The 19,915-nt window shown below is 52.3% G+C and carries 19 protein-coding genes and 1 pseudogene; 8 read left to right on the top strand and 12 right to left on the bottom strand.

Annotated elements, in window-relative coordinates; translation table 11 throughout:
* Positions 1-147 precede the first annotated feature (147 nt).
* The 3 genes from PMPD1_RS08130 to PMPD1_RS08120 all read right to left on the bottom strand — a co-directional run bounded on the left by PMPD1_RS08130 (position 148) and on the right by PMPD1_RS08120 (position 2,003).
* Entirely contained in the window at positions 148-1,473 is a 1,326-nt protein-coding gene (locus tag PMPD1_RS08130; RefSeq protein WP_173633561.1) for a type II toxin-antitoxin system HipA family toxin, read from the bottom strand.
* Between the two features lie 4 nt (positions 1,474-1,477).
* On the bottom strand, positions 1,478-1,774 hold the full coding sequence (locus PMPD1_RS08125; RefSeq protein WP_173633560.1) for a helix-turn-helix domain-containing protein: 297 nt from the start codon (positions 1,772-1,774) through the stop codon (positions 1,478-1,480).
* 70 nt (positions 1,775-1,844) lie between these two features.
* Positions 1,845-2,003, bottom strand: coding sequence for a hypothetical protein (locus PMPD1_RS08120; RefSeq protein ID WP_173633559.1), 159 nt, complete (start codon positions 2,001-2,003; stop codon positions 1,845-1,847).
* 54 nt (positions 2,004-2,057) lie between these two features.
* On the opposite strand from PMPD1_RS08120, the gene PMPD1_RS08115 reads away from it, so the two are divergent.
* The 3 genes from PMPD1_RS08115 to PMPD1_RS08105 all read left to right on the top strand — a co-directional run bounded on the left by PMPD1_RS08115 (position 2,058) and on the right by PMPD1_RS08105 (position 3,446).
* Positions 2,058-2,501, top strand: coding sequence for an Xre family toxin-antitoxin system antitoxin (locus PMPD1_RS08115; protein ID WP_173633558.1), 444 nt, complete (start codon positions 2,058-2,060; stop codon positions 2,499-2,501).
* Positions 2,498-2,956 carry an RES family NAD+ phosphorylase gene (locus tag PMPD1_RS08110; RefSeq protein WP_173633557.1) on the top strand — a complete coding sequence of 153 codons (459 nt, stop codon included), beginning with the start codon at positions 2,498-2,500 and terminating at the stop codon, positions 2,954-2,956. The genes PMPD1_RS08115 and PMPD1_RS08110 overlap by 4 nt, the downstream gene beginning before the upstream one ends.
* 166 nt (positions 2,957-3,122) lie before the next feature.
* Positions 3,123-3,446: a hypothetical protein gene (locus PMPD1_RS08105; protein ID WP_173633556.1), complete on the top strand. Its 324-nt coding sequence runs from the start codon at positions 3,123-3,125 to the stop codon at positions 3,444-3,446.
* On the opposite strand, the gene PMPD1_RS08100 is transcribed toward PMPD1_RS08105, so the two are convergent.
* On the bottom strand, positions 3,443-4,231 hold the full coding sequence (locus PMPD1_RS08100) for a DUF4225 domain-containing protein (protein WP_173633555.1): 789 nt from the start codon (positions 4,229-4,231) through the stop codon (positions 3,443-3,445). The genes PMPD1_RS08105 and PMPD1_RS08100 overlap by 4 nt on opposite strands.
* 81 nt (positions 4,232-4,312) lie before the next feature.
* Between PMPD1_RS08100 and PMPD1_RS08095 the strand changes: the two genes are divergently transcribed.
* Both PMPD1_RS08095 and rimO read left to right on the top strand, forming a co-directional pair.
* A complete protein-coding gene (locus PMPD1_RS08095; RefSeq protein ID WP_173633554.1) occupies positions 4,313-4,792 on the top strand; it encodes an Hcp family type VI secretion system effector in 480 nt (159 codons plus the stop codon).
* 181 nt (positions 4,793-4,973) lie between these two features.
* Positions 4,974-6,302 (top strand): 30S ribosomal protein S12 methylthiotransferase RimO, encoded by a 1,329-nt coding sequence (gene rimO, locus PMPD1_RS08090; protein WP_173633553.1) that lies wholly within the window; start codon positions 4,974-4,976, stop codon positions 6,300-6,302.
* Here rimO and PMPD1_RS22870 read toward each other — a convergent pair.
* The 6 genes and pseudogenes from PMPD1_RS22870 to PMPD1_RS08060 form a co-directional block, all read right to left on the bottom strand.
* Positions 6,299-6,400: pseudogene (locus PMPD1_RS22870) on the bottom strand (DUF4385 domain-containing protein); the annotation flags it as partial. The gene rimO and the pseudogene PMPD1_RS22870 overlap by 4 nt on opposite strands.
* A 62-nt stretch (positions 6,401-6,462) precedes the next feature.
* Positions 6,463-7,368: a glutathione ABC transporter permease GsiD gene (gene gsiD / locus PMPD1_RS08080; RefSeq protein WP_173633551.1), complete on the bottom strand. Its 906-nt coding sequence runs from the start codon at positions 7,366-7,368 to the stop codon at positions 6,463-6,465.
* 9 nt (positions 7,369-7,377) lie between these two features.
* Positions 7,378-8,298 (bottom strand): glutathione ABC transporter permease GsiC, encoded by a 921-nt coding sequence (gene gsiC, locus PMPD1_RS08075; protein WP_173633550.1) that lies wholly within the window; start codon positions 8,296-8,298, stop codon positions 7,378-7,380.
* 52 nt (positions 8,299-8,350) lie between these two features.
* Positions 8,351-9,889 (bottom strand): glutathione ABC transporter substrate-binding protein GsiB, encoded by a 1,539-nt coding sequence (gene gsiB / locus PMPD1_RS08070; RefSeq protein WP_173633549.1) that lies wholly within the window; start codon positions 9,887-9,889, stop codon positions 8,351-8,353.
* 46 nt (positions 9,890-9,935) lie between these two features.
* Positions 9,936-11,798: a glutathione ABC transporter ATP-binding protein GsiA gene (gsiA, locus tag PMPD1_RS08065; RefSeq protein ID WP_173633548.1), complete on the bottom strand. Its 1,863-nt coding sequence runs from the start codon at positions 11,796-11,798 to the stop codon at positions 9,936-9,938.
* A 9-nt stretch (positions 11,799-11,807) separates the two neighbouring features.
* Positions 11,808-12,770: an isoaspartyl peptidase/L-asparaginase gene (locus PMPD1_RS08060; RefSeq protein ID WP_173633547.1), complete on the bottom strand. Its 963-nt coding sequence runs from the start codon at positions 12,768-12,770 to the stop codon at positions 11,808-11,810.
* A gap of 234 nt (positions 12,771-13,004) precedes the next feature.
* On the opposite strand from PMPD1_RS08060, the gene moeA reads away from it, so the two are divergent.
* From moeA to PMPD1_RS08045, 3 genes are all read left to right on the top strand, one after another.
* Complete coding sequence (gene moeA / locus PMPD1_RS08055; protein ID WP_173633546.1) at positions 13,005-14,240, top strand: molybdopterin molybdotransferase MoeA; 1,236 nt, start codon at positions 13,005-13,007, stop codon at positions 14,238-14,240.
* Between the two features lies 1 nt (position 14,241).
* Entirely contained in the window at positions 14,242-14,994 is a 753-nt protein-coding gene (gene moeB / locus PMPD1_RS08050; RefSeq protein ID WP_173633545.1) for a molybdopterin-synthase adenylyltransferase MoeB, read from the top strand.
* 122 nt (positions 14,995-15,116) lie between these two features.
* Entirely contained in the window at positions 15,117-16,658 is a 1,542-nt protein-coding gene (locus tag PMPD1_RS08045) for a sensor domain-containing diguanylate cyclase (RefSeq protein ID WP_173633544.1), read from the top strand.
* 48 nt (positions 16,659-16,706) lie between these two features.
* Here the strand turns inward: PMPD1_RS08045 and PMPD1_RS08040 are convergent, their stop codons facing one another.
* Positions 16,707-18,299, bottom strand: coding sequence for an ABC-F family ATPase (locus tag PMPD1_RS08040; RefSeq protein WP_173633543.1), 1,593 nt, complete (start codon positions 18,297-18,299; stop codon positions 16,707-16,709).
* A 107-nt stretch (positions 18,300-18,406) separates the two neighbouring features.
* Entirely contained in the window at positions 18,407-19,912 is a 1,506-nt protein-coding gene (locus PMPD1_RS08035) for an efflux transporter outer membrane subunit (protein ID WP_494338258.1), read from the bottom strand.
* Positions 19,913-19,915: the final 3 nt, after the last annotated feature.

Genomic DNA, 19,915 nt, shown 5'->3' with positions numbered 1-19,915 from the left:
AGAAAGCCAATGAAAGTATTTACCCCCCTCACAAACTTCCCCCTCCCGCGAGCGGCTTACGTTATAATCTTCACTGCCGTACCCAAAGCCCATAATTAGTCAGATCCTGAGCCTCCAGTAATGGCATACGAATAAAAGGAAGCTCTGCTATTTCTCGGCCAGACGTCTGCATTGCTGCGTAATCCCATCAAAAACACTTGCCGCAACTTCTTGTGGAAACGTTTCCGGGAGTACCCTGGAAACACGTTCAATGACACCCGCAGTCGCGGATATAATTTCTTCAATCATTGTCTCGATCTGCTGCTTGCCAAGGCCAGTTAACTCGCCATGCTTGATCCAGTGTCGTCTTTGTATTCTGTTAATAAGGTAATAGTTAGTGCTACCACGGACTGCCATTGCCAGTTTGCATTTCTGCCAGGATATCTTATTGTTTCCGTGACCAATTACCGGCCATGCCGATAAAACATCATAGAGAGGGGTAAGGTGATAACGACCCTGAGGCGCTATCGTAATACTGAAATTCTTGGCATGGCCGTCTGTGGCTGCCATCAGCCAGAAAATTATCTGCGATCTGAAGAACAGTGCTCTGTCATGTTCAGCGTGGTCTGAATGAGCCAGTATATCCATTACATCTGTGATACCCGGGCCGCCATCGGCCTGATATTTTCGTAATGGCGAAACACCCCGAGCCTGACACATATCTTCCTGGGGTAAGCGAATTATCCACTGTCGGTCCCTTGACCATTTCCGGTCAAAACGCTCAACCACCAGAGCCTTCTGGTCTTCAAATTGGGCCATCTGCGTTTTTGCCACCGGGATCCCGTAATGTTCAAGAAGCTGCGAACAGAGCCATTCATTTTCCACCGATGAGCGCATGTCTGCTTTCATGTTTCCTACTAGCCCGAGCGGTAACTTGAATATATGCGTCGTCGGCGTATTGCCCTCTGGCATACACCAGCGATCTTCATGCCAAAGTAAAGCTGTTTTTTCCTGCGCACCGGCAATCGACAAATGTAAGTCATCAGAGTCACCCGGCCTGCCAGGTAACAATGCCTCGGTAGTATTGCGCAATGTCGTCGCTATTTCTGATTCAGACAGAGGCCGGTATTTTACGGAAAATAGGTCTGTGGGCTCCTCGTCTTCATGAAGTAGTTGTATAGCTCCCACGCAGTCTTTTCCCAGTTCTGTCAGCAGATCAAAAGGTTCGGGGCTTTCTGCCTGATAGCGCATAGCCAGACGCCTGCGGATCCCTTCACTGTCCGGTAGTAAATTATCAAAGTAATCACGTACCACATTTCCGCGCCAAGTCTGGTTCCCGGGCGTAAAAGGTAGAGACAATGATAGAGGCCTTCCCTGCGCATCAACACTCCATTCCGGAAGGTATCGTAAGATATCTTCCCCTTTACGCTTTTCCCAGAATCCGACTTTGATGCCGTTCATCCATATCGCTAAATGCTGCTGTTTTCGGCTCATATCATTACCATTTCTCCAGTCTGGCAGGTGAATTTAATACTTTATCGTTTTCTTCCGCCTGCTTCATTTCAGATGTGACGGCCTCAGAGGAGAGGCTGATTTCGACACCCAACACGGAAAACACCTTAAACAGGCGTTCAATGCTCGCACTGGCTGGGTTGGCCTCGAGACGAGCATAAGTCTGCTGAGTAACCCCTAACCTTGTGGACACGTCTTTTTGCGTTAGTCCATTCGCTTTACGGAAACCAAGGAGAAATGGCCGTAACTGGTTGAGCGTTTTTAGCGGATAATCATTTTTCATACTATCTGATCCAAAAGGTGGTTCTGATACAGCCTATAGATTGTTATACAACATTACACCCTATAAGCTGTTATAACAACATTACAGCATTTAGGCTGTTAAAAACCGTAAACAGCTTTAAAGCTGTAATAAAATTTTGAAGCGCCATGGGTGCCAGCAGGAGTTGTAACCCAACCGTACTGAAACCGGCGCGATAAGCGAGGTCACTCTCCTCTTCATCCGCTATCATTTGCATACCTCTTACCATATGGATATACTGAAATTACCAAATGGGAGAAAGCCAATGAAAGTATTTACCCCCTCACAAACTTCCCCCTCCCGCGAGCGGCTTTGGCAGATTGCGGGGCTGGAAAGCGCCGAAGGCATTGCTGTTGTTACTCAGATTGATAACGGGCTAAGCGGACACGTCGCTTCACTGGTGATGGAGTGGGCGGATATCACGCAAAGCGAGTTTAAGCGTATTACCGGTATTCCTAACACCACCTTTAGTCGCAGCATTAAACATGGCTTCACGCCCGAACAAAGCGAAAAAATCGTGCGTTTTATTCGCATCCTCGATCGAGCGGTTGAACTGTTCGAGGGTGACAAAGCCGCCGCCCGGCGCTGGCTTAATGAGCCGGTACGTGGGTTGAACTGGAAAACCCCGGCTGAACTGGTGGCATCTGAGGCGGGCGCTTATGAAGTGATGAAAATGATTACCCGCCTGGAGCATGGAGTCTATTCGTGAAGCTCTATCGCCTTACCAAGACTCGCTATTTAACATCCGCATGGAGTGGTTATGGCGCCAGGGAAGGCGGCGGACGCTGGAACAACGTTGGCACCTCAATGGTGTATTTGTCAGAAGCCGCGTCGTTGACGATGTTAGAAATGCTGGTGCATCTGAATGCCGCCAATCTGTTGGATTCATTCACTCTACTTAGCCTTGAGGCTGATGAGTCGTTAAGTCAGACGGTTGATATTTCATTGCTGCCCGCGAGCTGGGCCGCCTCTGAAGCTCCTTCTGCGCTGGTCGCGCTTGGCGATGAATGGGTGGCAGGTAGCAGCTCGGCTTTATTACGCGTTCCCAGCGCCATTTCTCCGGTTGAGTTTAATTACCTGCTGAACCCCGATCACCCCGATGCTGTTTCACTGATTGCCGCCGCAAAATCGGTGCCTTTCCAATTCGATGAACGCTTAAAATAACAAACTGCCATTGCTAAAATTAATTGATAATAACCCACTATGCTAATTAGCTAAAACGCTTACGGGTTGAGTTGATTAAATACTCGTTGCCAGATAGCCGCCAGAATCAGTATTGTGGTGGTTGGCTTAACAGGCTATAGTACCAACACATTTAATGGACTACTATGTGAATATGATGAATGAGACAGGATTACTTCGGCAACTACATGAACAGGGTTTTACCGCTAAAGATATTGCTATCCTGCGGCAATACGTTGAACAAGATGGCGTAACGTATCTGTCGCTATTAAAAGAGTTACGAAAAAGATTAATCGTTATGTCCATATTTACACTATGTATGTTTGTTTTATGGGCTTGCATGGCGATTTTTGAGTACCATCAATTGTTCTCTTTTTCTATAACAATGCTATTTTTCTTAGTTATTGTCTATATTATGACACCAGTAAGGTTAGCAACCAAAGCGTATCTTTTTCTTAAAAAGGAATTTTAACGTTTGTCGTTAATGAGCTCATAGATGGATTTTACAGAAGCGGTATCATTACCGATTTCAATACCCAACTCTAATGATGTCATATTATTGAAGTTACGAACATAATCCTGATTAAGATAATGAAATAAGCGCCATGACTGTGGTTTCAATGTGAGTCTAAATATTCCATAGGCAGACAATGCGATGTCCATTGAGTGATAGGCTATTTCGCCCATTCGGCGATCACACCCTATAAATTGCGCTATAATACGATAGCCTTCTTTTAAAAACCCCACGCTGCTATCTGTTTCATTTTTCATGTTTTCAAATGATTCCTGCACACCATTAAATCCATGGGCAGTAAGCATCGCCCCAAACACCAGCCCCGCCGGGTTTAACGTCATCATCACGCCGATGCCGGCGGCTATTTGTAATCCACTCAGAACTACCGCGACGCCTTTAATGATGTATCCCCAAACATCCCCTGTTTTAACCAACGCTATTGAAGCATGCAACGCCGCTTCACCCGACCGCAACATCCGATCCTGAATGGTCAGATATTCACGCTCCTGTTGAATATTTTGGAGGCAGACCTGACACTCTTTTTCAGACTTCGCGTAACGAATAGCGTTAATTTGAGCGTTAATAAAAGACTTAATATTATCCTGAAATTGGATTCTAACAAAACCATCTTTAAGATGAATAAGCGAGATAGTATTAGCAACACCTGTTAATTGATTCGCTTCTAAATTTGCCATAGTGAGATAGTAACTCGAAAATCTTTTTTCATTCCAGTAGTTGTCCATAACGATACCTTTGTGTCAGTATGAGTTTCAGCCGGTCAATTTAATAGAGTACAAATTACACTGTAATAAAAAGGAAGACAAATGAGTACGGATATTTTTCTCAATATAGACGGCATCCAGGGCGAGTCGCAGGATGCAAATCATAAGGGCTGGATTAATGTAACGTCGTTTACCTGGGGAGCCAACCAACCGGGAAATATGAAAGTCGGTGGCGGCGGTGGCGCGGGTAAAGTTCACTATCGTGATTTAACCGTTCAGTCTCAGCTTGATAAAGCCGCCCCCGCAATAATGCGTTACGTTTCCAATGGCAAGCATATTAATAAAGTTGAATTATCCCTCTGTAAAGCCGGGGGGAATCAGATGGAATATTGCCGCATCACGTTAGAGGATGTTCTTATTACGAACGCTCTTTTTAACGGTAAGACAAATAGCGATATTATTGGCATGTCGTGGGAATTCCTGTCCGCTAAAGTTAAAACCCAATATTGGGAACAAGCCGCCTCCGGTGGAAAAGGCGCGGAATCACAATCCAGTTGGAATATTAAGGAGAACCGCGAGTAACCACTATTACTGCCTGTCGCCTGGTCTCTTTTCGCAATACAATACATTGTTATGTTGAGGGTTAACCAGGCGACAGGCGAATACGGCGCTACGCCCGCCGTATAAGATAGCGGTGCATTTTTGCTTCAACCCCGGTAAAATCCCCGCCTGATAACTCCCTAAACGATGAAATTTTGACCTTATGAGCAATGTGACCCAACAGCCGCCGCGCGTCGGCTTTGTCTCCCTCGGCTGCCCAAAAAACCTGGTTGATTCCGAGCGCATCCTCACCGAGCTTCGTATCGAAGGTTACGATGTGGTGCCGCGTTACGATGACGCAGAAATCGTGATTGTGAATACCTGCGGGTTTATTGATAGTGCGGTACAAGAGTCACTAGAGGCGATTGGCGAGGCGCTTAATGAAAACGGTAAAGTGATCGTTACCGGCTGCCTGGGCGCAAAAGAGAATCAGATCCGCGAAGTACATCCAAAAGTGTTGGAAATTACCGGCCCGCACAGCTACGAACAGGTGCTTTCCCACGTCCATCACTATGTGCCGAAACCACAGCATAACCCGTTCCTTAGCCTGGTGCCTGAACAGGGTGTTAAGCTGACGCCGCGTCACTACGCCTATCTGAAAATTTCCGAAGGCTGTAATCATCGTTGCACCTTCTGCATTATTCCGTCGATGCGTGGCGATTTGGATAGCCGCCCCATTGGTTCGGTGCTGGATGAAGCGAAACGCTTAGCCGAAGCCGGAGTAAAAGAGCTGCTGGTGATTTCGCAAGATACCTCTGCCTACGGTGTTGACGTTAAACATCGCACCGGCTTCTGGAACGGTTCACCAGTAAAAACCAGCATGGTAAGCCTGTGTGAACAACTGGCCAAACTGGGTGTGTGGGTGCGTTTGCATTACGTTTACCCTTACCCACACGTTGACGAAGTTATTCCGCTGATGGCCGAGGGCAAGATCCTGCCGTATCTGGATATTCCCTTGCAGCACGCTAGCCCGCGTATTCTCAAATTGATGAAACGCCCCGGTGCGGTAGAGCGCACGCTTGAGCGCATTAAACGCTGGCGCGAAATTTGCCCGGATCTAACGTTACGCTCCACCTTCATCGTTGGCTTCCCTGGCGAGACCGAGGAGGATTTCCAGATGTTGCTGGATTTCCTGAAAGAAGCCCGTTTAGATCGCGTCGGCTGTTTCAAATACAGCCCGGTAGAGGGCGCCACCGCCAACCAGTTACCGGAACAGGTGCCGGAAGCGGTAAAAGAGGAACGTTACGATCGCTTTATGCAACTCCAGCAACGGATTTCCGCTGAACGTTTACAAGAAAAAGTCGGGCGCGAAATACTGGTCATCATCGATGAAGTCGATGAGGAAGGTGCAATTGGTCGTAGCATGGCCGATGCGCCGGAAATTGATGGCGCGGTGTACCTCAATGGCGAAACGCGCGTTAAGCCGGGCGATGTGATCCGCGTGACGGTGGAAAACGCCGATGAGTATGATTTATGGGGCAGCCGGGTTTAGCCATAAGCCTGTTGATGCGCTTTTTTACGCGCCAGATAATCTTCATCGGCGCGTAAACGACCCCAATAGCGTTTAAAAATGGCCGCCGCAGCGGCTTGGTAACGCTCCGGCGAATGGCGAAAATCAATGTTGGCGAAATCCTGCTGATAGTTAAACGGCTTCATGTTTTTAACTTCGGATCCAACGCGTCGCGTAAACCATCGCCCAGTAAATTAAAGGCCAGCACGGTGAGGAAAATCGCCAGGCTGGGGAATACCGCCACATGCGGCGCCATCACCATATCCGCCCGCGCTTCGTTGAGCATCGCGCCCCACTCTGGCGTCGGCGGCTGCGCGCCGAGACCCAAAAATGACAAACTGGCGGCGGTAATAATCGACGTCCCAATACGCATGGTGAAATACACCACGATCGAGGAAATAGTCCCCGGCAGAATATGACGCAGGATAATGGTCAAATCCGACGCGCCAATACTGCGCGCCGACTCAATATAGGTTTGATGCTTCAATACCAACGTATTTCCACGTACCAAACGGGCAAAGGCGGGTATGCTAAAAATCGCCACCGCGACAATCACATTCGAAATACCGCTGCCCATGATGGCAACCACGGCAATGGCCAACAAAATCCCCGGAAAGGCGAACAACACATCGCAGATACGCATAATAATGCGATCCCACCAGCCTTCGTAATAGCCCGCAACCAGGCCAAGCAGCGTACCAATTACGGTCCCGATCGCTACCGAGAAAAAACCGGCAATCAACGAAATACGCGTGCCCAGCAATATCCGGCTAAAAATATCACGGCCCAACGAATCCACGCCCAGCCAGTGAACCAGCGACGGCCCTTCATTAAGACGGTCATAATCGAAGTAATTTTCGGCATCAAACGGCGCTATCCACGGCGCAATAAACGCCACAATAATCAGCGCCACCACAAACAGACCGGCAATCATCGCCACATGCTGATGGCGAAAACGGCGCCAAAACTCCCGCCACGGCGTGCGGACGCGATTTTCGTTCAGCGTCGGCATCGTCTTCAGTGCCGCCTCACGTCGCCAATTCTTCATCGTCGCTCCTTACTTATAGCGAATCGCAGGATTGATCGCTGCGTAAAGCATATCGACCATGAGATTGATTAAAATAAACTCCAGTGAAAACAGCAGTACCTCCGCTTGAATAACCGGATAATCGCGCATCTCGACGGAATCAACCAATAAACGTCCTAATCCCGGCCAGTTGAAAACCACCTCAACCACAATCGAGCCGCCCAGCAAAAAACCGAATTGCAGACCCATCATTGTGACCACCGGGATCATCGCATTACGTAAACCATGCTTCACCACCACCAGCGATTCCCGCACGCCTTTGGCCCGCGCGGTACGCATATAATCTTCTTGCATGACTTCGACAAACGAAGCGCGCGTAAAACGCGCCATGATCGAGGCTACTGCCGCGCCAAGCGTAATCGACGGCAGAATATAGTGACGCCAGCTATCGGCACCCACGGTCGGCAGCCAGCCCAGTTGCACGGAAAAAACCTGCATAAGCAGCATACCGAGCGCAAACGCCGGAAATGAGATCCCTGAAACCGCCAACGTCATGCCAATGCGGTCGGGCCAGCGATTACGCCATACCGCCGAAGCGATGCCAATCGCCATACCGAAAATCACCGACCACACCATGCTGGTTAACGTGAGCCATAATGTCGGTAGAAAACGCGTGGCGATCTCCTGCGAAACCGGACGTTTCGATACCATCGATTGCCCAAAATCGCCCTGCAACGCATTGAGAATGAAATGCCAGAACTGCTGTGGCAACGGCTGGTCAAGCCCTAACTCTTGACGAACCAAAGCAACCACCGAGGCGTCCGCCTCCGGGCCGGCAATCAGCCGCGCCGGATCGCCCGGCAGCAGGTGAACAAACAGAAACACCAACACCGCCACAATCAACAGCGTTGGAATTAACCCCAGTAAACGTTTAACAAAATAGTTGAGCATCGGTTTTCCTGACGTAGCAACGCCAGCCTTCCTCAGGCTGGCGTTGACGGCATTACTTCAGATCGGCGTCATCAAAACTAAAGGCGGTGTCCGGCATCACGTAAAAACCGCTGAGCGATTTAGTATTCGCTGAAACCAGTTTTTCCACCACTAACGGCACCCACGGCTGATCTTTCCAAATGGTATCCTGCGCATCTTTATACAGTTGCGCTTTCTTACCCCGCTCGGTCGTTTTCAACGCATCGGTGAGATCTTTATCCACTTTTGGATTGCTGTAGAACGCGGTGTTAAAGATCGCAGGCGGCCAGGAAGTCGTCGCGAACAGCGGCGTTAACGCCCAATCCGCTTCGCCGGTAGAGGCAGACCAGCCGGTGTAGAACATTCGCACACCGCTCTCTTTCTGCCCTTTGCTTTCTACTTCCGCCGCGCGTTGACCGGCATCCATCGCCCTGACTTGTACCTTTATTCCCACCTGCGCCAATTGCTGTTGAGTAAACTGCAAGACTTTCTGCGCGGTACTGTGGTTATGCGAAGACCACAAGGTGGTGGTAAACCCATTTGGGAAGCCCGCCTCTTTGAGCAGTTCACGCGCTTTAGCCGGGTTGTACTCTATCGCCGGATAGTGCTGTGCGAAATCAATCGCAGGCGGCACGATGCCGGTTGCTGGCGTGGCATAACCGGCGAACGCAACTTTCGCTAACGCCTGGCGATTGATGGCATAGTTAATCGCTTCACGCACTTTCGGGTTATCAAACGGTTTTTGCGTCACGTTTAAGCTGATGTAACGCTGCATAATGGATGGCGTCGTTACCAAATCCAGCTTACTGTTTTTCGCCAGTAACTTTGCCTGTTCGTAAGGGATTGGGAAAGCGAAGTTCGCTTCACCGGTTTGTAGCATCGCCGCGCGCGTATTGTTATCAATCACCGGACGCCAGGTGATGCTATCAAGCTTTGGATAGCCTTTTTTCCAGTAACCGTCCCATTTTTTCACCTTAACGAAATCGGTCTGGTTCCAAGTGACGAACTGATAAGGGCCAGTTCCCACCGGATGGAAACCAATCTCTTTACCGTATTTTTTCAGGGCGGTAGGCGAAATCATCGCCGCAGCCGGGTGCGCCAGGATATTGATAAAGGCCGAGAACGGCTCTTTTAAGGTGATTTTTACCGTGGTGGGATCAACCGCTTCTACGGTTGCAATCTGTTTAAACAGATTATAACGCTTGAGATGGTTATCCGGATCGCTGGCGCGTTCGAGGTTGACCTTCACCGCTTCGGCGTTGAAATCGGTACCGTCCTGGAACTTGACGCCGGAACGCAGTTTAATGGTGTAAATTAACCCATCCGGGCTGGCCTGGTAACTCTCCGCCAGCACATTGGTCAGTTTCATGTCCTTATCAAAGCCAAACAGCCCTTGATAAAATGATTTGGCGACCGCCTGCGAAAGCGTATCGTTGGCATCATACGGGTCCAGCGTAGTGAAATTCGACCCTACCGCAATCACCGCATCTTTTGCCGCCCAGGCAGGAAGCGCGGCAAAACTGCCGAGCAAACCGGCGGTTAACAACCATTTACGTGTCTGTTTACTGGTCATATGCTTTCTTCTCCTGTAGTCCCTGTCATTATTATGCGAAACGCGCTCACGCCCCATTTACCGCATGGCGGGCGACAAAATGCCCGGCGCTAACTTCTACCAATGGGGCGACATTAGGTTCATCACCGAGGGCCCGGATCGGGCTGAGGATTTCATCCACCAGCAACGGTCGTTCCCGCCGCCGATGGCCTGGTTCTGCCACCGGTACCGCCGACATTAATTTTCGCGTGTACGGATGCTGCGGGTTTTCAAACACCGCCTGGCGCGGGCCAATCTCAACAATTTGCCCCAGATACATTACCGCGACGCGATGGCTAACTCGCTCGACCACCGCCATATCGTGAGAAATAAATAAGAAAGCGATGCCAAACTCTCGTTGTAGGTCGAGCATTAAATTAACGATTTGCGCCTGAATAGAAACATCCAGCGCCGAAACGGATTCATCCGCGATCACCACTTTCGGATTAAGCGCCAACGCACGCGCAATGCAGATACGCTGCCGCTGCCCGCCGGAAAACTCATGTGGATAGCGCCAGGCATGTTCCGGTTGCAACCCCACTTTCTCCAGCAGCCAGGCAACGCGTTGCTCTGCCTCGCGCCCCTTCATCACGCCGTGCACCAGTAACGGCTCCATAATCGAGTAACCAACCGTCAACCGTGGATCGAGCGAGGCATAGGGATCTTGAAAAATAAACTGAATATCACGCCGTAAATGCGACAGTTCACTATTTTTTAAACGATCAATACGCTGTCCGTTAAAGGTAATACTGCCGCCCTGGCTTTCAACCAACCGCAGTAACGCTCGTCCGGTGGTTGACTTCCCGCAGCCAGACTCGCCAACCAGCGCCAGCGTCTCGCCGGGGCGGAGATCGAAACTGACCTTTTCGACCGCGTGTACCCGGCGCATCACGCGATTAAACAGACCGCCACGAATATCGAAGCGCGCCACCAAATCACGAACTTGAAGGATCGGCGCGCCCTCCGCCAACACCGTATTTTGCGGCTGTGACGCGTTGGCGCCTTCATCGTTCAATAAGGGGAATTTCGCCGGTAGCGGCTGACCACGCATCGCGCCTAATTTAGGCACCGCGGCCAATAACGCGCGGGTATAGGCCTGCTGCGGCTGCCGGAAAATGGTGTTAACCTCCGCGCTTTCAATGCCTTCACCGCGATACATCACCTGTACCCGGTCGGCCATTTCCGCGACCACGCCCATATCGTGGGTGATAAAAATCACCCCCATTTCCATCTCTTTTTGCAGCACGCGGATCAGTTGTAAAATCTGCGCCTGAATGGTGACATCCAGTGCCGTCGTTGGCTCATCGGCAATCAATAACGCCGGCTTACACGACAACGCCATCGCGATCATCACCCGCTGCCTCATGCCGCCGGAAAGTTGATGCGGGTAACGGGTGAGAACCTGTTTCGCTTCCGGAATTCGTACCAAGTCCAGCATACGGCGCGCTTCCGCCAACGCCTGCTGATGACTTTTCCCCTGATGTAAACGGATGGATTCGGCAATCTGCTCGCCAACCGGAAAGACCGGGTTAAGCGAAGTCATCGGCTCCTGAAAAATCATCGCCATATCGGCGCCGCGAATAGTGCGCATCTGCGATTGCCGCGCTTGGGCTAAATCTATCGCCTGACCGTTACGACGGCGCAGCCAAATTTCACCCTGTTCGAGCGTGCCGCCCGCCTGTTCGATCAGGCGCATTAACGCCAGCGAGGTCACCGACTTCCCGGAGCCGGATTCACCGACAATTGCCAGGGTTTCACCGCGATTGACCTCCAGAGAAAGTCCTCGTACCGCTTCGGTCACTCTACCTTGCTGCTGAAAGCTAACGCTTAGATCGCGTACCGCCAGCACCCGATCCTCCGGTAAGGTTTCTATCGCATCCGGCTGATTCATGCGTTCTCCTCAAGCCTCACGGTAAATTCCCACCACCGCCTCGTCGCCAACATACCCATAACCGCGATACATACCTTCGCTGTTAAACGGCAGCGCCACATTGCCATCGCGATCAACGGCGATCATGCCGCCCTCGCCGCCCAGTGCCGGCAATTTATCCAACACCACGCGGTCGCTGGCCTGTTTTAACGATAACCCGGCATACTCCATTAATGCCGCAATGTCATACGCCGCCAGGGTACGGATAAAGACTTCGCCAACGCCGGTACAAGAGATCGCCACATTCGCATTATTGGCATAGCAGCCTGCGCCGGGCAGTGGCGAGTCGCCAACCCGGCCGGGTTGTTTATTGGTCATGCCGCCGGTCGATGTCGCTGCCGCCAGATTACCGTTAAGATCGCAGGCCACCGCGCCCACGGTCCCCAACTTGCGATCGGGGTCGAGCGGGTCGTCCACGCCTGAAGGCGCGCTGCCATGATCCAACACCACCTGCTGCGAAGACAGCGCTCGCTGTAGCTGATCCCAACGTTGCTGGGTAAAAAAGAAATCGGCCTCGACCTGCTCAAGGCCCTGAGCCTGGGCGAACTTTTCCGCGCCTTCGCCGATCAGTAAAACATGCGGGCTGTTTTCCAACACCGCACGCGCTGCCAGTACCGGATTGCGCAGCCGGGAAACCCCGGCAACCGCGCCCGCCTCCAGCGTACGCCCATCCATTACACAGGCATCTAACTCGTGGGTGCCCTGATGAGTGAAGACCGCGCCTTTGCCCGCATTGAATAGGGGACACTCTTCCAATTGGCGAACCGCTTCGGTCACCACATCCAGCGCGCTATGGCCTGCGGCCAGCAGACGTTGTCCATGCGCCACAATCGATGAAAGCGCCTCAATATAGGCGCGTTCTTTTTCCGCACTCATCGCCGCTCGCGCAATGGCTCCCGCGCCGCCATGAATCGCGATTACCGCTCTACTCATAATTCGCTTGTCCTGTGAATTAAATCAGCATGAAAAACACTGAGTTAGCTTGCCATTGTTAATTTTCAGCGATTTTTGACTATAGGTAGCCGTTAAGGGGATGTAAAGAGGAATGTTTGCCTGCTGATAATAACTTTAGGTTGTAAATAATAACCGAATGTTCAGGCGGGATGATCCCTCGGCGTTTTCGCGCCATAATAAGCGCCATCAGAAAGAGTAATGGCCGGAGGCCCTATGGAATGTTTCACTGCCGGATTAATTTCGCTCGAAGAGGCGCAGAGCAAAATGCTGGCGCAGCTTACGCCTATTGTTGATGCCGAAGATATCGCCATTACCGCCGCCGCAGGGCGAATTACGGCGGAAACGGTTATTTCACCGGTCAATGTCCCCTCATTCGCCAACTCCGCAATGGATGGCTACGCGGTACGGCTGGCCGACGTCGCCAGCGGCGTGCCACTGCCGGTCGCGGGTAAATCTTTTGCCGGGAACCCGTTCAGCGGCGCCTGGCCGGACGGTAGTTGCATTCGCATTATGACCGGCGCACCGCTGCCGGAGGGCGCTGAGGCAGTGGTGATGCAGGAGCAGACCGAGAGCGACGCCGATGGCGTCCGTTTTACCGTTACACCGGAAGCCGGGCAAAATATCCGCCTGCCGGGTGAAGATATTCAGCAAGGCGCCAGCGTGCTGGCAGCAGGCGTCAAACTCGGTGCGGCAGAGTTACCGCTGCTGGCTTCGCTTGGGATCGGTCAGGTTCGTGTCCTACGCAAGCTACGTGTCGCGGTATTTTCCACCGGCGATGAGTTACAGCCGGTCGGCGAGCCGCTGGCAGCCGGGCAAATCTACGATACTAACCGCTTTGCCGTGCGCCTGATGTTGGAACGCATGGGGTGCGAGGTGCTGGATTTAGGCATCATTCGCGACGACCCCGCCGCGCTACGCGCCACCTTTATTGAAGCCGATCGGCACGCTGACGTAGTGATTAGCAGCGGTGGCGTTTCGGTCGGCGAGGCCGATTATACCAAGGCCATGCTGGATGAACTGGGGCAAATCTCTTTCTGGAAACTGGCGATCAAGCCCGGTAAACCCTTCGCGTTTGGCCGGTTACATACTAGTTGGTTTTGCGGGTTACCGGGTAACCCGGTGTCCGCCGCCTTGACCTTTTACCAGCTGGTTCAGCCGCTACTGGCGAAGCTTAGTGGGCAACACCACGCCGCTCTGCCGCCGCGTCAGCGCGCCCGCGCTGAACAACCGTTGAAGAAAACACCGGGCCGCCTTGATTTTCAACGCGGTATTGTAAGCCGTGGCGCGGATGGCGAACTCACGGTACGTTCCACCGGGCATCAGGGCTCGCATGTGTTCAGCTCCTTTAGCCTCGCCAACTGCTTTATCGTACTGGAGCGTGAGCGCGGTACGGTAGAAGCCGGCGAATGGGTAGAGATCGAGCCATTTAACGCATTGCTGGGAGGCTAAGATGCGCCCGGAACTGACCGACAGTGAAACCCTGCGCTATAACCGTCAAATTGTTTTGCGCGGTTTTGACTTTGACGGCCAGGAGAAACTCAAGGCGGCGCGTGTCCTGATTGTTGGCCTCGGCGGCCTTGGCTGTGCCGCCGCGCAATACTTAGCCTCTGCCGGAATTGGGCATTTGACGTTGTTGGATTTTGATACCGTCTCCCTCTCCAATTTACAACGACAAATCCTGCATACCGACGCCACTATCGGTATTGCCAAGGTGACGTCAGCACAGCAACGTCTGGCGGCGCTTAATCCGCACAGTACTTTGACGGCAATTGACGCGCAGTTAGATGACACAGCGCTGGATGCAGTGGTTCAGCAACACGATCTGGTTCTTGATTGCAGCGATAATCTGCCAACGCGCGAGCAACTTAATCGCCTCTGTTTCAGCCACAAAGTGCCGCTAGTCTCCGGGGCGGCGATTCGTATGGAGGGGCAGATTAGCGTGTTTACCTGGCAAAAGAATACGCCCTGTTATCGCTGTATCAGCCGGTTATTTGGTGCCGAGACGCTGACCTGTGTCGAAGCGGGTGTGATGGCGCCGCTGGTTGGCGTGATTGGCTCGCTACAGGCAATGGAAGCTATCCGGCTGCTGGCTGGCTACGGCGAATCACCAGGCGGAAAGCTGGTGATGTATGACGCCATGACACTGCAATTTCGTGAATTGAAAGTGGCGAAAGATCCTGCCTGTGAAGTCTGCTCCCGCTAAATTATTCCTGTTGAACCCATCTCGAAAAACGCGCCGGGGCGCTTGGCCCGGCGTCGGCATGAGTTGCCGATTGAGGCTATATTTTACCTATGACGCGTTGATAATTTTGGATAATACCGACGATGACTGAACAAACCGGTGTCGTTGCTGGCGTATCAAAATCAATGTTGCGCCAGATGATGCTGATATTTTTAGTGGTGATAAGTAGCGCCGTACTCGCCGTCAACGGTTGGACGTTGTGGAGTTCATGGCAACGGATGCTGAGCTCGACAGAAGATAACGCGCGCAATCTCTCGATCTCGTTATCGCGCCAGGCTGGCGATACCTTTCTCCAAACTGAATTGACGCTGCAAGACTTACGCGACCGGATCAATATTGTTGGGCTTCGCCATCAATCCGCTGCGTTGACCCAGCAGCTTTTGCAGCGCAAAGCGGTACTCCCGCAGTTGGACGGGCTGTTTATCTATGACACCGAGGGCAACTGGATAGTCAGTACTGCCAGCGCCCTACCGGCTAACGCGAATAACGCGGACCGTGAATACTTTCAATACCATCTGAAACATAGTGATAACCAGGTTCATATTGGCGATGTGGTGCGCAGCCGTTCGAGCGGCAACTTAATTATTCCGGTTTCAATGCGGCTAAATAATTTCGATGGCACATTTCGCGGCGTACTGCTTGCCACAATACGCATTGATTTCTTCCGCCAAGTCTACGATTACTACAACCTTGGCGAACATGACATTCTCGGTTTGATGAAAGCCAACGGAAATATCCTCTACGCACGCCCCTTGAGCGACACACTGATTAACAAGAGCCTGTCAGCCAGCCCACTGTTTACCCGGCTACTTAAAACATCCTCCGCCGGTGCGGCCATGTATCGCTCAGCGCTTGATGGTCGGGAGCGTATCTTTGGCTACTCACGTCTGAAACGTTATCCGCTGGTGGTGGTCGCCGGCTATGACAAACAGCAAATCTGGCGCACTTGGGGCGCTGACGCATTTACTTTCGCGATGTTAAGTGTCGTGCTACTGCTATTACTGTTTTTATTTGGCTTTATTGTTCTGCGGCATATCCATCTCAATCTGAAAAACCAGTTCGAATTAACCGCAGTGCGTGATCAACTCACCGCCATGAACCGCACGCTACAATCGCTGGCCCTGATCGATGGCCTGACCGGGCTGGCAAATCGACGTCAGTTTGATCTCTGGCTACAGCGCAGCATTGAGCGCTCCTCGCGTCAGCAAACACCACTTTCTCTGCTGATGATTGATGTCGATACCTTTAAAAACTATAACGATCACTACGGGCATCAGGCCGGTGACCATTGTTTAAAACAGGTGGCCGCCTGTCTGCAACAACATCAACGCCAGCCGGATGATTTGGTTGCACGTTATGGCGGTGAAGAGTTTGCCATCGTGCTACCGAATACCCACGCGGCGGATGCGTTGCTGCTGGCGCAACAGATGGTGAGAGACGTTGCCGGGTTAGGTATTCCGCATGAGAAGAGTAGCGTGGCGGAAAAAGTGGTGACGATCAGTATTGGGGTACATACCACCATCGCCGGACGGGATAGCGCCGCGCAAGATCAGTTGATTGCCGAGGCCGATAAGGCGCTTTATCAGGCGAAAAATAGCGGAAAAAATCAGGCGGTCGCCCTTTGAGAGGATAAACCGGGCAACGCTTACCGCGCCGCCCAGCCCATTAGCCGGTTATTCGAACCCTGTGCTACGCAGGTAATCGTCGTAATCACCGGTAAAGTCGATCACTTTATCGGCAGTAATCTCCAGGACGCGCGTAGCCAGTGAACTGACGAACTCCCGATCGTGCGAAACAAAAATCAGCGTCCCTTCATACATTTCCAGCGCCATGTTCAGCGACTCAATCGATTCCATATCGAGGTGGTTGGTCGGTTCATCCATAATCAGGATATTCGGACGCTGCATCATTAATTTACCAAACAGCATACGGCCCTTTTCGCCACCGGAAAGCACTTTCGCCGGTTTTTTGATTTCATCCTGGCTGAACAGCAACCGGCCTAAAATCCCGCGCACCACCTGCTCATCATCGTTCTCTTGTTTCCATTGGCTCATCCAATCGAACACGCTGAGATCGTTATCAAAATCAGCGGCGTGATCCTGTGCATAGTAGCCAATACGCACATTTTCAGACCACTTCACGGTACCGCTGTCCGGTTGTAGATCGCCAACCAGCGTTTTTAACAACGTGGATTTACCGATCCCGTTAGCGCCGAGCACCGCCATCTTCTCGCCCACTTCCAGCAGCAACTTCAGGTTCTTAAACAGCGGTTCGCCATCAAACCCTTTGGTTAACCCTTCCACTTCCAGCGCATTACGGAATAACTTCTTATCCTGTTCAAAACGGATAAATGGGTTTTGGCGGCTGGACGCTTTCACTTCATCCAGCTTAATTTTGTCAATCTGTCTGGCGCGTGAGGTGGCCTGACGGGATTTCGAAGCATTGGCGCTAAAACGGCTAACGAAGGATTGCAGCTCGGCGATTTGCGCTTTCTTCTTCGCATTATCGGAAAGCAGACGTTCGCGCGCCTGGGTCGCCGCCGTCATATACTCATCGTAATTGCCCGGATAAACGCGTAACTCGCCGTAATCCAGATCGGCCATGTGGGTACAAACCATATTCAGAAAATGGCGGTCATGCGAAATGATGATCATGGTGCTATCGCGATCATTTAACACCTGTTCCAGCCAGCGAATCGTATCAATATCCAGGTTGTTGGTCGGTTCATCCAACAGCAGAATATCGGGGTTGGAGAACAGTGCCTGCGCCAGCAAAACACGCAATTTCCAGCCGGGCGCGACTTCGCTCATCGGGCCATAATGTTGTTCCAGCGGAATCCCCACCCCCAGCAACAGCTCGCCGGCGCGCGCTTCCGCGGTGTAGCCATCCATTTCGCCATACCGCACTTCCAGGTCGGCAACCTTATAGCCATCCTCCTCGCTCATCTCTGGCAGCGCATAAATACGGTCGCGCTCTTCCTTCACCTGCCACAGTTCGTCATGCCCCATGATCACCGTATCCAGCACGCTGTACTTTTCAAAGGCGAACTGGTCCTGGCGCAGCTTACCAATACGCTCATTCGGATCGAGCGACACATTGCCCGCGCTCGGCGCTAAATCACCGCCGAGGATTTTCATAAAGGTAGATTTACCGCTGCCGTTAGCGCCAATCAAACCATAACGATTGCCGCCGCCAAATTTGACAGAGATATTTTCAAACAGCGGCTTACTGCCAAACTGCATGGTGACATTGCTGGAAACTAGCACAGGGATTGCCTTACGTTTGAGGAGTGTGAATGTGAATCAGCGCGCATTATGCCATAAAAAAAGGGTCGGCGAACACTGCCGACCCGTAGAGAGATACGCGGTTTGCCTTAACGGACTTGGCTGGCATCAACATCGCCGCTGGTTGCGGCGCCAAATACCGGGTAATCCGGTAACGTCACGTTTTGATAAGGCTCCCAACCGCCGCCGAGCGCTTTATACAATGCCACCAGATCGAGGCTCGACTGCACCCGCGCCTGCGCGGCTTGCTGTTTCGCCTGCGCCAGTTGACGCTGCGCGTCGAGTACATTGAGGAACGTAGACAAACCTTTGCGATAGCTATCGCTCGCTAAATCAAAAGTATGTTGCAGCGCGTCAACCGTTTCATCCAGATGGGTGACTTGCTCCTGATCGGTTCGATAACTGACTAGCGCGTTCTCGACATCCTGTAAGGCGGTCAACACCGTCTGCCGATAGTTCAGCGCCGCGTTAGCCTGCTGCGCGCGCGCCAGTTTTACGCTGGAGACCAACCGTCCGCCCTGGAAAATTGGAATCGAGAGCGAGGGGCCGTAACTGTAGAAATGGCTGCTCCAGTTATCCAGATAACTGGCATCGGTATTGCGCACGCCAAATTGCCCGGTGAGCGAGAGACTGGGGAAGAGATCGGCCACCGAGACGCCGATATTGGCAGTCGCCGCATGTAGGCTGGCTTCAGCCTGTCGCACATCCGGACGCCGCCGCGCCAGCGTGGAAGGTACGCCAACCGCTACCGCCTTCGGTAGCGCCGGTAACGGTTTGCTGGCCATCAGTTCCGCGTCCAGCGCGCCCGGCGGTTTACCAACTAATACCGCAAGGCCGTTCATTGCCTGCCGTGCCTGTGCCTCATACTGCGGCAATTGCGCGCGTAACGAACTCAATTGCGCGCGGGCGTTTTCCACATCCATTTGCGGCGCTAGTCCGTGGCTTTGCTGGCTCTGCGTCAATTCCAACGTCTGTGAAGCCACTTCGATTTGGGTTTGCAGCGTCTGGCTCACTGCCTGCGCGCCACGCAGTTGCAGCCAGGCACGCGCCACTTCCGCCTCCAGCGACACCAGCGCATCGTTACGCTCCTCTACCGATTGCTGCTGTTGCGCGCCCGCCATTTCTACCTGACGGCGGACTTTGCCCCACAAATCCAGCTCCCAAGAGGCGTCGAAGCTGCCTTGATACAGTGTGACGGGTTTAGATAAACCATCCAGAGAAGAACGCAGGTCCGGTGCTACTTGATCAACCTGGTCATACACGCCATTCGACTCCAGCTCGCCTTTTACCCCTAATTGCTGGCGTGTCACCGCCGCGCTGCCATTCAGCGACGGGAAGAAACCGCCACGCGCTTGCGAAAGTTGTTCACGGGCGCCGGCAATACGCAGCACCGCCTGTTGTAGCGACAGGTTGCCGCTAATCGCGCGTGCAATCAGGCTATCCAGTTGTGGATCATTAAACGCTTTCCACCAATTTGGATTGGTTTGTGTCGCCTGCGGCTGCGAATTCTCGCCTGACTGCATGGTGTTAAATTCAGCGGCGGTTTTCGCTGTTGGCGCCTGGTAGTCGGGACCCACCGCGCAACCGGACAACATCAG

This window comes from Paramixta manurensis (assembly GCF_013285385.1).
GTDB lineage: Bacteria > Pseudomonadota > Gammaproteobacteria > Enterobacterales > Enterobacteriaceae > Paramixta > Paramixta manurensis.
This window is presented reverse-complemented; position numbering and strand designations above follow the sequence as displayed.

What these genes read in the sequence shown, in the direction of transcription:
- PMPD1_RS08115 (WP_173633558.1), top strand. Translation starts at nt 2,058, where the DNA reads ATGAAAGTATTTACCCCCTCACAAACTTCCCCCTCCCGCGAGCGGCTT.
- moeB (WP_173633545.1), top strand. Translation starts at nt 14,242, where the DNA reads ATGCGCCCGGAACTGACCGACAGTGAAACCCTGCGCTATAACCGTCAA.
- gsiA (WP_173633548.1), bottom strand. Translation starts at nt 11,798, where the DNA reads ATGAATCAGCCGGATGCGATAGAAACCTTACCGGAGGATCGGGTGCTG.
- PMPD1_RS08100 (WP_173633555.1), bottom strand. Translation starts at nt 4,231, where the DNA reads ATGGACAACTACTGGAATGAAAAAAGATTTTCGAGTTACTATCTCACT.
- moeA (WP_173633546.1), top strand. Translation starts at nt 13,005, where the DNA reads ATGGAATGTTTCACTGCCGGATTAATTTCGCTCGAAGAGGCGCAGAGC.
- rimO (WP_173633553.1), top strand. Translation starts at nt 4,974, where the DNA reads ATGAGCAATGTGACCCAACAGCCGCCGCGCGTCGGCTTTGTCTCCCTC.
- PMPD1_RS08060 (WP_173633547.1), bottom strand. Translation starts at nt 12,770, where the DNA reads ATGAGTAGAGCGGTAATCGCGATTCATGGCGGCGCGGGAGCCATTGCG.
- gsiD (WP_173633551.1), bottom strand. Translation starts at nt 7,368, where the DNA reads ATGAAGAATTGGCGACGTGAGGCGGCACTGAAGACGATGCCGACGCTG.
- PMPD1_RS08130 (WP_173633561.1), bottom strand. Translation starts at nt 1,473, where the DNA reads ATGAGCCGAAAACAGCAGCATTTAGCGATATGGATGAACGGCATCAAA.
- gsiC (WP_173633550.1), bottom strand. Translation starts at nt 8,298, where the DNA reads ATGCTCAACTATTTTGTTAAACGTTTACTGGGGTTAATTCCAACGCTG.
- PMPD1_RS08125 (WP_173633560.1), bottom strand. Translation starts at nt 1,774, where the DNA reads ATGAAAAATGATTATCCGCTAAAAACGCTCAACCAGTTACGGCCATTT.
- PMPD1_RS08045 (WP_173633544.1), top strand. Translation starts at nt 15,117, where the DNA reads ATGACTGAACAAACCGGTGTCGTTGCTGGCGTATCAAAATCAATGTTG.
- PMPD1_RS08095 (WP_173633554.1), top strand. Translation starts at nt 4,313, where the DNA reads ATGAGTACGGATATTTTTCTCAATATAGACGGCATCCAGGGCGAGTCG.
- PMPD1_RS08120 (WP_173633559.1), bottom strand. Translation starts at nt 2,003, where the DNA reads ATGATAGCGGATGAAGAGGAGAGTGACCTCGCTTATCGCGCCGGTTTC.
- gsiB (WP_173633549.1), bottom strand. Translation starts at nt 9,889, where the DNA reads ATGACCAGTAAACAGACACGTAAATGGTTGTTAACCGCCGGTTTGCTC.
- PMPD1_RS08035 (WP_494338258.1), bottom strand. Translation starts at nt 19,912, where the DNA reads ATGTTGTCCGGTTGCGCGGTGGGTCCCGACTACCAGGCGCCAACAGCG.